The sequence below is a fragment of the Chromobacterium phragmitis genome (genome assembly GCF_003325475.1).
GTDB lineage: Bacteria > Pseudomonadota > Gammaproteobacteria > Burkholderiales > Chromobacteriaceae > Chromobacterium > Chromobacterium phragmitis.
Map to the genome: position 1 here is coordinate 971,799 of NZ_CP029495.1, position 12,280 is coordinate 984,078.

At 65.7% G+C, this 12,280-nt stretch carries 8 protein-coding genes; 6 read left to right on the top strand and 2 right to left on the bottom strand.

Features of this window, described 5'->3' with window-relative positions:
* The first annotated feature begins 141 nt into the window (after positions 1 to 141).
* The 4 genes from DK842_RS04800 to DK842_RS04815 all read left to right on the top strand — a co-directional run bounded on the left by DK842_RS04800 (position 142) and on the right by DK842_RS04815 (position 5,405).
* On the top strand, positions 142 to 2,427 hold the full coding sequence (locus DK842_RS04800; RefSeq protein WP_114060333.1) for an NADP-dependent malic enzyme: 2,286 nt from the start codon (positions 142 to 144) through the stop codon (positions 2,425 to 2,427).
* A gap of 72 nt (positions 2,428 to 2,499) precedes the next feature.
* Positions 2,500 to 2,751 carry a PhaM family polyhydroxyalkanoate granule multifunctional regulatory protein gene (locus DK842_RS04805; protein ID WP_114060334.1) on the top strand — a complete coding sequence of 84 codons (252 nt, stop codon included), beginning with the start codon at positions 2,500 to 2,502 and terminating at the stop codon, positions 2,749 to 2,751.
* Positions 2,744 to 4,375: an ArnT family glycosyltransferase gene (locus tag DK842_RS04810; protein ID WP_114060335.1), complete on the top strand. Its 1,632-nt coding sequence runs from the start codon at positions 2,744 to 2,746 to the stop codon at positions 4,373 to 4,375. Before DK842_RS04805 ends, DK842_RS04810 begins: the two co-directional genes overlap by 8 nt.
* 124 nt (positions 4,376 to 4,499) lie before the next feature.
* Positions 4,500 to 5,405 carry a VirK/YbjX family protein gene (locus tag DK842_RS04815; RefSeq protein ID WP_168191811.1) on the top strand — a complete coding sequence of 302 codons (906 nt, stop codon included), beginning with the start codon at positions 4,500 to 4,502 and terminating at the stop codon, positions 5,403 to 5,405.
* 7 nt (positions 5,406 to 5,412) lie between these two features.
* On the opposite strand, the gene DK842_RS04820 is transcribed toward DK842_RS04815, so the two are convergent.
* Positions 5,413 to 6,018 (bottom strand): flavin reductase family protein, encoded by a 606-nt coding sequence (locus DK842_RS04820; RefSeq protein WP_114060337.1) that lies wholly within the window; start codon positions 6,016 to 6,018, stop codon positions 5,413 to 5,415.
* Between the two features lie 116 nt (positions 6,019 to 6,134).
* Here DK842_RS04820 and dnaE point away from each other — a divergent pair, with 116 nt between their 5' ends.
* Positions 6,135 to 9,575 carry a DNA polymerase III subunit alpha gene (dnaE, locus tag DK842_RS04825; protein WP_114060338.1) on the top strand — a complete coding sequence of 1,147 codons (3,441 nt, stop codon included), beginning with the start codon at positions 6,135 to 6,137 and terminating at the stop codon, positions 9,573 to 9,575.
* A 63-nt stretch (positions 9,576 to 9,638) separates the two neighbouring features.
* Here the strand turns inward: dnaE and DK842_RS04830 are convergent, their stop codons facing one another.
* Entirely contained in the window at positions 9,639 to 11,609 is a 1,971-nt protein-coding gene (locus tag DK842_RS04830; RefSeq protein WP_114060339.1) for a phosphocholine-specific phospholipase C, read from the bottom strand.
* A gap of 226 nt (positions 11,610 to 11,835) precedes the next feature.
* On the opposite strand from DK842_RS04830, the gene DK842_RS04835 reads away from it, so the two are divergent.
* Complete coding sequence (locus DK842_RS04835) at positions 11,836 to 12,276, top strand: GNAT family N-acetyltransferase (protein WP_114060340.1); 441 nt, start codon at positions 11,836 to 11,838, stop codon at positions 12,274 to 12,276.
* Positions 12,277 to 12,280: the final 4 nt, after the last annotated feature.

Below are 12,280 nucleotides of genomic sequence, written 5' to 3' on the forward strand. Positions count from 1 at the left end.
CCGACGCGATGGGCTCGCCCATCGCGTGTTTTGTCTGACACGGCATAGCCCGGGCCTGGCATAAGTCTTATAATGCCTCGCTAGACTCCCTTATACCCTTACAGCAAACATAAAGATAACCTCTCTATCAGGAGCCTGCGAATGGACGAGCAATTGCGCCAAAGCGCCTTGGAATTTCACCAGTTCCCGACACCGGGCAAGATTCAGGTCGCCCCGACCAAGCCGCTGACCACTCAGCGCGATCTGGCGCTGGCCTACTCCCCCGGCGTGGCCGCCCCCTGCGACGCCATCGTCGAAGACCCGCTCAACGCCTACAAGTACACCGCCCGCGGCAATCTGGTGGCGGTGATCTCCAACGGCACCGCAGTGCTGGGCCTGGGCAATATCGGCGCGCTGGCCAGCAAGCCTGTGATGGAGGGCAAGGGCGTACTGTTCAAGAAATTCGCCGGCATCGACGTGTTCGACATCGAAGTCAACGAGCTGGACCCGGACAAGCTGGTGGACATCATCTGCTCGCTGGAGCCGACCTTCGGCGGCATCAACCTGGAAGACATCAAGGCGCCGGAGTGCTTCTACATCGAGAAGAAGTGCCGCGAGCGCATGGGCATCCCGGTGTTCCACGACGACCAGCACGGCACCGCCATCGTGGCCGCCGCCGCGGTGCTGAACGGCCTGCGCCTGGTGAAGAAGGAAATCTCGGAAGTGCGCGTGGCGGCCTCCGGCGCCGGCGCCGCCGCCATCGCCTGCCTGGACCTGCTGGTCGCCCTGGGCGTCAAGCGCGAAAACATCACCATCTGCGACTCCAAGGGCGTGGTCTTCATCGGCCGCGACGAGAAGCTGGACGAATCCAAGCTGCGCTACGCCATCAAGGACAACGGCTGGCGCAAGCTGGCCGACGCCATGGCCGGCGCCGACATCTTCATGGGCCTGTCCGGCCCGCGCCTGGTTTCGCAAGACATGGTCAAATCCATGGCCCGCGATCCGCTGATCCTGGCCATGGCCAACCCGGAGCCGGAAATCCTGCCGCCGCTGGTCAAGGAAGTGCGCCCCGACGCCATCATCGGCACCGGCCGCTCGGACTTCCCGAACCAGGTCAACAACGTGCTGTGCTTCCCCTTCATCTTCCGCGGCGCGCTGGACGTGGGCGCCACCACCATCAATGAAGAGATGAAGCTGGCCACCGTGCGCGCGATCGCCGACCTGGCGATGGCCGAACAGAACGATGTGGTGGCCACCGCCTACGGCGACCAGGAGCTGTCCTTCGGACCGGAATACGTGATTCCGAAGCCGTTCGACCCGCGCCTGATCGTCAAGATCGCCCCGGCCGTGGCCAAGGCGGCGATGGAGTCCGGCGTCGCCACCCGTCCGATCGAAGACTTCGACGCCTACGCCGACCAGCTGGCCCAGTTCGTGTACAAGACCAACTTGTTCATGAAGCCGGTGTTCGCCCAGGCCAAGAAGGACCCGAAACGCGTGGTGATGACCGAGGGCGAGGACGAGCGCGTGCTGCACGCCACCCAGGAAATCGTCACCCAGGGTCTGGCCAAGCCCATTCTGGTGGGCCGTCCCAGCGTGATCGAGAAACGCATCGAGAAGCTGGGCCTGAAGCTGCGCGCCGGCGTGGATTTCGAGCTGGTCAACAATGAGTCCGACCCGCGCTTCAACGACTACTGGCAGGACTACTACCAGCTGATGAAGCGCAAGGGCGTGTCGCAGGAGCAGGCTCGCCGCCGCGTGATCGGCAACACCACGCTGATCGGCGCGATGATGGTGCGCCGCGGCGACGCCGACGCGCTGATCTGCGGCACCTACGGCCCGTACCGCCAGCACTTCGACATCCTGGAGAACGTGCTCGGCTACGCCAACCAGGACAAGGTGGCCGGCGCGATGAACGCGCTGATCCTGCCGACCGGCAACATCTTCATCGCCGACACCTACGTCAACGCCGAACCGAACGCCGAGCAACTGGCGGCCATCACCAAGATGGCCGCCCAGAGCATCCAGCGCTTCGGCATCGCGCCCAAGGCCGCGCTGCTGTCCAACTCCAGCTTCGGCGCGCTGAACACCGCGTCGTCGCAGAAGATGCGCGCCGCCTTCGACCTGATCCGCGAAGCGCAGCCTGAGCTGGAAATCGACGGCGAGATGCAGGGCGACGCCGCGCTGGTGGAAAGCATCCGCCAGCAGGCGATGCCGGACTCCTCGCTGAAGGGCTCCGCCAACCTGTTGATCATGCCGAATGTGGAGGCCGCCAACATCAGCTACAACCTGCTGCGCGTGTCCGCCTCCGACGGCGTGACCATCGGCCCCATCCTGATGGGCATGGCCAAGCCGGCGCACATCCTGACCCCGATCTCGTCGGTGCGCCGCATCGTCAACATGGTGGCGCTGGCCTCGGTCGACGCCCAGGTTGCCGCGCAACAGGGCTGATCCGGCGCTTCAGGCGTCTTATACTGAACGGGCAAGCATCGCTTGCCCGTTTTTTTATCGCCGGAATCCACCATGAGCCAAGACAACCATAACGACCCTTTCGCCCTGTTCCGCCAATTCTGGCAACAAGCCACGCCTCCCGGCATGCAGGCCTTTTTGCCGCCGATGTCGGAAGAGGAAATCGAACGCAAGCTGGCCGAGCTGAAAGTGGTGGAAGGCTGGCTGACGATGAACCTGGGCGTGCTGACCATGCAGATCAAGACGCTGGAGATGCAGAAAGCCGCGCTGCACTCGATGCGCCCGAAAGATCCGCCCATTGGCTGAGCCCCCGGCTCCGCCGCGCTGGGCGCCGTTCCTGGCGCTGTGCCTGCTATGGCTGCTGCCGGGCCTGATCGGCCACGAGCCTTGGAAGCCCGACGAGGCCTATACCTTCGGCCTGGTGCGCCACCTCGCCGCCAGCGGCGACTGGGTGGTGCCGATGCTGGCTGGCGAGCCCTTCCTGGAAAAACCCCCGCTGTTCTTCCTCACCGCCAGTTGGACCATGCGCCTGTTCGAGGGATGGCTGGGCGCGCCGGACGCCGCTCGGCTGGCCGCCGGCCTGTGGATTGCCATCGGCGGACTGGGACTGGCCTCCGCCGCCCGCGGCCTGTACGGACCGGGGCACGGCCGCTGGGCGCTGGCTCTGTTGCTGGGCACTGTCGGCCTGCCGCTGCGCGCCCATCAATTGATCACCGATACCGCACTGCTGGCCGGCTTCTGCTGGGGCCTGGCCGGACTGTGCCACGCCAAGAATCGCCCCGTGCCTGCCGGGCTGATGCTGGGCGCCGGCGCGGCCATCGCCTTCCTCAGCAAAGGGCTGCTCGGTCCAGGCTGCCTGGCCATCGCCGCGCTGGCGCTGCTCGGGCATCGCAGCTACCGCAGCCTCGCCTACCTGCAAACCTTGGCCATCGCGCTGGCCATCGCGCTGCCGCTGCCCCTATGCTGGATGTTCAGCCTGCATCAACGCAGCCCCGCGCTGTTCCATGTCTGGCTCGACGCCAACAACTTCGGCCGTTTCCGCGGCACCGCCCAGCTGGGACCGCGCGCCGCTCGCGGCTTTTACGGTCTGACCCTGCCCTGGTATGCGCTGCCGCTGTGGCCATTGGCCTTGCTGGCGCTATGGCGCGCCGGGCGGAGTCGATTCGCCAAGGTGGAGTGGCTTCCGCCGCTGGCGCTGTTCGGCGTCACGCTGGCGGTGCTGCTCGCCGCCGCCGACGCGCGCGAACTGTACGCGCTGCCGCTATTGCCGCCTCTCGCCCTGCTGGCGCTATCCGGGCTGCGCGGCGCCGGCACGCCGCCGCGTTGGCTGAAATGGCTTCTGGCCTTGCTGATGGCGGCCCTGGCTGGCTATCTGTTGCTAGGCGCCGCCGCGCTCAGCTTCCCCCTGGACAGCATCCTCGCCCGCCGCTGGCTGGAACATCGCTTCCCGGGCTGGGCGCCGCGCTTCCTGCCCGGCGACTGGCTGCGTTTCCTGGCCGCCAGCGCGTTGCTGGCATGGTGCTGGCGACAGCCCATGCCCGGCGCCGCCAGCTTGCTCTGGCGCTGGAGCCTGGGCCTGACCTGGCTCTGGTGCGTCATGGCCATTTTGTGGCTGCCTGCGCTGGACCACGGCATGCGCTACCGTGAAGCCTTCTCGGCGTTGAAGCCGCGGCTGGACAATATCGCCCGCGGCGGCGATTGCGTCGCCAGCCTGGGCCTGGGAGAGCCGCAGCGCGCGCTGCTGGAATACTATGCCGGGCTGCGCACGCTGCGGCTGGAAGCTTCGCCGGCCGCCGGACGCTGCCGCTGGCTGCTGCTGCAAACGCTTCACGACCGCGTGCCCTCCCCTTACGACGCTTTGCGGCCTGTTTACGCTTTTCAACGGCCGGGAGACCGCAAGGAACGCTTCCGCCTGTATAAATTGTGGTGAATTAGCATTTTTTATCATGACAGCGCTATCTTGCGTCACATTCCGTCACACGGTTCCACACAACTATTAACAATTTCAATCATGGATTTATCTTATCCTGACATTCCCAAGGATGAGGTATTGCATGACTGTCACAAACTCCGTGGATTTGTTCTGGTCGCTGGCGAAGGGAGAGTTTTCCCAACGCGACGGTTTCGACGAGGGCAAGAACCGCTTCAAATTCGTCTTCCGCGGCATGCTGACGCTGCCGTGGACATTGCGCTGGCTGGACACTTTCCGCCATTCGCAGACGCTATTGACCTATCTGCGCCGCAATCCACGGTTAGCCAGCAAGCTGCATCGTCCCTACCTGCACCGCTCGCTGGGGTGCGCCGGCAAACTGGCAGCGCTTCGCGCGCATTATCAGCTTCTCGAACAACGCTTCGCAGCCGATGTCCGCGGGCGCTTGTTGTCCAGCGCGCCCTTGCGTCTCGCCGATCTCGTCGGCAAAAACGACGTGCCGCTGCAATTGCTGCTCACACAACAGCACAGTTTCGACAAGGAAGGGGAAATGTCGCTACAGGTCTGCGGCGCCGATCAGGTGCCGCTGGCGACGCTGACCTTTACGCTGACCCGCCGCGACGGCGGCATGACGCTGGTGGCCGGCGGCCTGCAAGGCCCCCGCAAGCCTTACGGCGCAGAGCAGGTACAACAGGCCACCAAGGCCGCTCACGGCCTGTTCCCGAAACGGCTGGCGATGGAAGCGCTGGCGGCGCTGGCCCGCAAGATAGGCGCGGACCAGATTCTGGCCGTCGGCAACCGCGAGCACATCTATAGCTCTTGGCGCTATCGCCGCAGCCTTTTCGCCGACTACGACAGCTTTTGGCAGACGCTGAACGCCGAGCCGGTGGACGGCGGCCGCTTCTTCCGCATTCCGCTGACGCTGCCGCGCAAGGCGATGGCCGACATCGCCAGCAAGAAGCGCTCCGAATACCAGCGCCGCTACACGCTGCTGGACGAGCTGTCCGCCCAGACCCTGGCCGCGCTCTGAAATCGCCTCAGGCAGGCCGCTCCAGCGTGAACGCCGCCTCGGCCAAGCTGTAGCGGTTGCCGCCCAGCTTTCCGACTGCCTGCAGGCTTTGCTCGTCCAGCGCGCCGTCGCGCCACAAGCCATCCGCCACATGAATGTATTTCACTTCGGCCAGCACCAGATTGCCGGCGCCGCTGCCGTGGCCGAAAGTCAGGCATTGATGCAGCGCGCACTCCAGCCTCACCGGCGCTTCGGCCACGCCAGGCGGCTTGACCGTCACACTGTCTATCTTGGCCACGCCGGCCAATTCGAATTCGTCCACATCCGCCGGATACGCGCCGCAACTGGCGTTCATCGCCGCCGCCAGCGGCTGGCTGACGATGTTGACCACCAGCTCTCCGGTCAGGCGGATATTGGCCAGCGTGTCCTTGTCGCGCTCCGGCGCCTGCTTCAGGATGCTGATGCCGAGCAGCGGCGGATTGACGCTCATCACGTTGAAAAAGGAAAACGGCGCCAGATTGCACACGCCCTTCAAGTCCTGGGTGCTGACCCAGGCGATGGGCCGCGGCAACACGCACCCCACCAGCAGCTGATACAGATTCGTCCGATCCAGTTGCTGCACATTGAACTCCATCGTTGGTTCTTCGCCTGCGGTGAAATTGCCATGCCAACATTCTAATGCGCATCGCCGCGCATTTGCCAGCAGACGATTGACTGGTTCGTCCCTTCGCCACCCGCTAAAATGCCCGGATGAACGCACCCCGCTTTGTCCATCTTCGCCTCCACTCGGAGTTTTCCATCACCGACGGCATCGTCCGCCTCGACGACGCGGTCAAGCGCGCCGTCAAGGAGCAGATGCCCGCGCTAGGCGTGTCGGACCTGATGAATCTGTTCGGCATGGTCAAGTTCTACAAGAGCTGCCGCAACAAGGGCATCAAGCCCATCGTCTCCGCCGACATCTGGCTGGAAAACGAGGAAGACCGCGACAAGCCCTACCGGCTGATGCTGACGGCGAAGAACCGCGAAGGCTACCGCCGCCTGTGTGAATTGTTGACCGAGGCCTTCAGCCACAACCAGTACCGCGGCCGCGCCGAGGTCAGGCGCGAATGGCTGGCGTCCGGCGACAACAGCAACCTGCTGTGCCTGTCCGGCGCCCACCTGGGCGACGTCGGCGTCGCGTTGTCGATGGGCCAGCGCGACGAGGCGCGCCGCCGCGCCGACTACTGGGCAAAACTGTTCCCAGGCGCCTTCTACCTGGAAGTCCAGCGCGTGGACAGCCCGCAAGTCGAGAGCGTGGTGCAGGCCACCTTGTGGCTGGCCGGCGAAACCGAGCTGCCGGTAGTGGCTACCCACCCCATCCAGTTCATGGACAAGGGCGACTTCAAGGCGCACGAGGCGCGGGTGTGCATCGCCGAAGGCTACACGCTGGGCGACAAGCGCCGCCCGCGCAGTTTTCATGAGTGCCAGCACTTCCTCAGCGCCGACCAGATGATGGAGCGCTTCGCCGACATCCCGGAGGCGCTGGCCAATACCGTGGAAATCGCCAAGCGCTGCAATATCTCGGTGGTGCTGGGCAAGAACTACCTGCCGCTGTTCCCGACGCCGGACGGCATGTCGCTGGACGACTTCCTGGTCCACGAAGCCCAGCGCGGCCTGGAAGAGCGGCTGAAGCAGCTGTACCCGGACGAGGCCGAGCGCGAGGCCAAGCGGCCGGCATACGACGCTCGGCTGAAGTTCGAGTGCGACACCATCATCCAGATGGGCTTCCCCGGCTACTTCCTGATCGTGGCGGACTTCATCCAGTGGGGCAAAGGCAACGGCTGCCCGGTGGGCCCTGGCCGGGGCTCCGGCGCCGGCTCGCTGGTAGCGTACAGCCTGTCCATCACCGACCTGGACCCGCTGAAATACGCGCTGCTGTTCGAGCGTTTCCTGAACCCGGAGCGGGTGTCCATGCCCGACTTCGACGTGGACTTCTGCCAAGAAAACCGCTGGCGCGTGATCGAATACACCCGCCGCAAATACGGCGAGGAGGCGGTGAGCCAGATCGCCACCTTCGGCACCATGTCGTCCAAATCGGTGATCCGCGACGTCGGCCGCGTGCTGGACCTGCCCTTCGGCCTGTGCGACCGCCTGTCCAAGCTGATCCCGCTGGAGGCCAACAAGCCCCTCAGCCTGACCAAGGCGATGGAGGTGGAGCCCCAGATCGGCGAGATCATCGAAAGCGAAGGCGCGGGCGAGCTGATCGAGCTGGCGATGACGCTGGAAGACCTGACCCGCGGCATCGGCATGCACGCCGGCGGCGTGCTGATCGCGCCGGGCCGCTTGACCGACTTCTGCCCGCTGTACATCGCCAGCGGCGAAGGCGCGTCTCCCGTTTCCCAGTTCGACAAGGACGACGTGGAGCAAATCGGCCTGGTGAAGTTCGACTTCCTGGGCCTGCGCAACCTGACCATCATCGAACTGGCGCAGAAGTACATCAAGGACACCACCGGCGAGGAGGTGGACGTCGCCCACCTGCCGCTGGACGACAAGCCGGCGTACAAGGTGTTCGCCACCGCCAACACCACCGCCGTGTTCCAGTTCGAGTCCACCGGCATGAAGAAGATGCTGGTGGAGGCCAAGCCCAGCAAGTTCGAGGAAATCATCGCCTTCGTGGCCTTGTACCGCCCGGGCCCGATGGACCTGATCCCGGACTTCATCCAGCGGATGCACGGCGCCAAGTTCGAGTACCTGCATCCGCTGCTGGAGCCGGTCTTGGCCCCGACCTACGGCATCATGGTGTACCAGGAACAGGTGATGCAGTCCGCCCAGGTGATCGGCGGCTACAGCTTGGGCGGCGCCGACTTGCTGCGCCGCGCGATGGGCAAGAAAAAGGTCGAAGAGATGGTGGCCCAGCGCGCGATGTTCGTGCAGGGCGCGGCCAAGCAGGACATTCCCGAGTCCAAGGCCAACGAAATCTTCGACTACATGGAGAAGTTCGCCGGCTACGGCTTCAACAAGTCGCACGCCGCCGCCTACGCGCTGGTGGCCTACCACACCGCCTGGCTGAAGGCCCACCATTGCGCGGCCTATATGGCGGCGACGATGTCCACGGAATTGGACAACACCGACCAGCTCAAGGTGTTCTACGACGACTGCCAGGACAGCAAGAACGGCATCGCCTTTCTGCCGCCGGACGTCAACCACAGCTTCTACCGCTTCGTGCCGGTCAGCCGCCAGGAAATCCGTTACGCGTTGGGCGCGATCAAGGGCACCGGCGAATCGGCTGTCGACCACATCGTATCGGCGCGCGAGGCCGGCGGCCCCTTCACCGACCTGTTCGATTTCTGCAAGAGAACGGACAAGAAGCTGGTCAACAAACGGGTGATCGAGGCGCTGATCCGCGCCGGCGCCTTCGACGCCATCGAGCCCAACCGCGCGCTGTTGTTCGCCAACGTCGGCCTGGCCATGGAAGCCGCCGAGCAGGAACACGCCAACGCCAATCAGGGCGGCCTGTTCGACATGTTCGGCGACGACGTCGCGCCGGCGGTCGAGATGGCGGCCACCCGGCCATGGAGCGACGCGGTGAAGCTGGCCGAGGAAAAGCTGGCGATCGGCTTCTACCTGTCCGACCACCCGTTCACGGCCTACGAAAAAGAGGTGCGCGGCTTCATCAAGACGCCGCTGTCCCGCCTCAGCCCGCGCAAGGAGCCGCAACTGCTGGCCGGCTTCGTCACCGGCATCCGCGTCAAAGTGGGCAACCGCGGCAAGATGGCCTTCGTCCAGCTGGACGACGGCACCGCCAAGCTGGAAGTCAGCCTGTTCGCCGAAAGCTTCGAACTGAACCGCGACAAGCTGAAGGAGGACGTGGTGCTGGTGGTGGAAGGCAAGGTCAGCGAAGACAGCTTCGCCGGCCCCGGCCGCCTGCGCATCATCGTCGACAAGCTGTACAGCCTGGGCGAGGCGCGCAGCCGCTACGCGCGCGGCCTGTCCTTGCAGCTGCCGGCCAAGCCGGATATCGCCAGGCTCAAGTCCGAGCTGCATCCGTTCAAGAGCCAGGACGCCGGCTGCCTGGTGCGGCTGGCCTACAGCAACGGCCAGGCCAAGGGCGAGTTGATGCTGCCGCAGGAATGGGGGGTGCGCCTGGACGACGGCCTGTTGTTGTCATTGTCCGATTGGCTGGGCGAAGGCAAGGTCAAGGTGCTGTGGTAAGCCTCGCCGCCTGAAGAAACGCCGCCCGTCGCCCTGACCGGCGGCGTTTCGCTTTGCCGGGGATCAGCCGGTGACGCTGGCCGCGCCGGTCTCCACATGGCCGACCAGGCGGCGCAGGAAATTGGCGTCGTTGGTGCAGCCGACGGTGAAGTCGTACCAGCCGTACACGCCGGAGAGGTTCCAACTCAGTATCTGGCTGCCGCCGGCCGCCACGCTGACTTGCTGCGGCGCGGAGCCGCCATAGCCGTTGCCGCTGATCTGGAAGGTCACCGGCGATTTGCCGCCGTTGTTCAGTTGCAGCGTCAGCTGCGGCACGCCCGCCACCACCGAGGCGGCCCCCACCGCCTCCAGCACGCCGGCGGCGCTGCGGAGATTGCCGACAAAGCGGCGCAGGAAGCCGTTGGGGCCATACATCGTCAGGTCGTAGAAGCCGCCGCCGTAAGTCTGGGCGTGGAAATAGTCCTTGATCTCGCCGCCGGCCGGCACGTCGTACTGCCATGGGCCATCGCTGCGGTACTGGTTGGCGTAGATCGAATAATGGACCGCCTGGCTGCCGCCGTTCTGCATGTGCGCCCAGAAGATGCCCCCGGCGACGTCGGTGCTGCCGTAGCCGTTGCACTGGTAAGGCAGCGCCCGCGCCGGACGGCGGCCGCCTTCCGGCAGCGGCATCTGGCCCGGCTGCGGCGCGGTCGGCGCCGGCCAGCCCTTGCTCTGCTGCGCTTGGGTCAGCAACGCGGCGGTGTCGGGAAAGGCCGGCACGCTGGGGTTGCGGTTGGAGAAATCCAGCGCGCTGGAGAGATCGCCGCAGATCTGCCTGCGCCAGGCGGAGATGTTCGGCTCCTGCACGCCGGTCCAGGTTTCCAGGAAGCGCAGCACCGACGTATGGTCGAACACCTGCGAACAGACGTGGCCGCCGCGGCTCCACGGCGACAGCACCAGCATCGGCACCCGCGGCCCCAGGCCGATGGGCTTGCCGCCGATGAACTCGGCGGCGGTGCCGGCCGGCGGCACCGGCGGCGGCATGTGGTCGAACAGGCCGTCGTTTTCGTCGTAGTTGAGCAGCAGCACGGTGGACGCCCACACGTCCGGGTTGGCGGTCAGCGCCTGCAGCACGCGGTCCAGCAGGTAGGCGCCGGCGGCCGGCGGCGCGCTCGGGTGCTCGGAATACGCTTCCGGCGCGACGATCCACGATACCTGCGGCAGCGTGCCGTTGACCGCGTCGTTGCGAATGGCGGCCACCAGATCCTGCACCGAGTTGCCGCTGACCTTGGGCACCGAGCTCATGCCGCGGTCGCACAGCGGATTGCCCGGCTTGGCGCTGCGGTACTGGTTGAACCAGGCCAGCGCGTTGTCGTCGTAGTTGTCGCCCAGCACCTGGTACACCTTCCAGCCGACGCCTGCCGCCTGCAGCCGCTCCGGATAGGTGGTCCAGCTGTAGCCCTTCTCGCTGTTGTCCGTCACCGGGCCGCCGTTCTTGCCCGCCGGGTCCACCATGCCGCTCCACAGGTAGAGGCGGTTGGGATTGGTCGGCCCCTGCACCGAACAGAAATAGTGGTCGCACAAGGTGAAGGCATCGGCCAGCGCGTAGTGGTAGGGAATGTCGGCGCGGGTGAAATAGCCCATGGTCAAGCTGCTCTTGGCCGCGATCCAGCCATCGTACTTGCCCTGGTTCCACGCGGCGTGGGTGCCGGTCCAGGAGTGGTCCAGATCGGCCAGATACTGGGCGTTGGTGCGGCTGGTATCCAGGCGGAACGGGTATTCGCCGTTGGACAGATTGGGCTGGCGGAACACGCTGCTGCCGTTGCGCAACTGCAGCGCGCTGCGGTCACCGAAGCCGCGCGCCCCGCCCAGCGCGCCGAAGTAATGGTCGAAGGACCGGTTTTCCTGCATGAACACCACCACATGCTTGACCGCCGACAGGCTGCGCCCGGCCGGACGTATCGCCATCGCGGCGGCCAGCCCCGGCGGCAGCACGCCGGCGGCCATGCCTGCGGCCGACAACTTGATAAACTCACGACGTGACATCTCGCTCATGACAACGCTCCGTAAATTTTCAGGATTCATGACCCTGGCAAGCCAGGCCAAGCGCGCAGTGTGCTCATCCAATGTGATGGCTTGATTAAAGGACAGCCGGCGGCGATCGGCGAGGTGCCGCTGGCAGACGGGACAGCGGAAGGCCTCGCCCTCTCCGCTCCCCTTTCCCATCCGGCACGCATCGATTAACCTTGCCCGCTCGACACACCCAAGCAGGATGCCCGCCATGCAGTTACGCCAGGCCCGCCTGTCCGACCTTCCCGCCGTGTTCGCCATCGAGCAGGCGGTGTTCGGCAGCCACGTCTATCCCGACTTCTTTTTCCGCCAGGCGCTGGACCTGTGGCCTGACTGGTTCTGGCTGGCCGAAGACGACGCCGGCGCGCCGGCCGGCTACGCGCTGGGCGCGCCGTCCCAGGAGCCGGACCAGCTGTGGCTGCTGTCGCTGGCGCTGCTGCCGTCCTGCCGCGGCCGCGGCACCGGCAAGGCCTTGATGCAGGCGGCGCTGCAGGCGATGAGGCCGCGCGCGCGCAGCGTCCGCCTGACCGTGGACCCGGCCAATCCGGCCGCGGCGCTGTACCGCAAGCTGGGCTTTGCCGAAATCGGCCGCGACGCCGATTACTTCGGCCCCGGCGAAGCCCGGCTGCTGCTGGAGTGGCAGCCTGGCTGACATG

What these genes read in the sequence shown, in the direction of transcription:
- DK842_RS04800 (WP_114060333.1), top strand. Translation starts at nt 142, where the DNA reads ATGGACGAGCAATTGCGCCAAAGCGCCTTGGAATTTCACCAGTTCCCG.
- DK842_RS04805 (WP_114060334.1), top strand. Translation starts at nt 2,500, where the DNA reads ATGAGCCAAGACAACCATAACGACCCTTTCGCCCTGTTCCGCCAATTC.
- DK842_RS04815 (WP_168191811.1), top strand. Translation starts at nt 4,500, where the DNA reads ATGACTGTCACAAACTCCGTGGATTTGTTCTGGTCGCTGGCGAAGGGA.
- DK842_RS04820 (WP_114060337.1), bottom strand. Translation starts at nt 6,018, where the DNA reads ATGGAGTTCAATGTGCAGCAACTGGATCGGACGAATCTGTATCAGCTG.
- dnaE (WP_114060338.1), top strand. Translation starts at nt 6,135, where the DNA reads ATGAACGCACCCCGCTTTGTCCATCTTCGCCTCCACTCGGAGTTTTCC.
- DK842_RS04830 (WP_114060339.1), bottom strand. Translation starts at nt 11,609, where the DNA reads ATGAGCGAGATGTCACGTCGTGAGTTTATCAAGTTGTCGGCCGCAGGC.
- DK842_RS04835 (WP_114060340.1), top strand. Translation starts at nt 11,836, where the DNA reads ATGCAGTTACGCCAGGCCCGCCTGTCCGACCTTCCCGCCGTGTTCGCC.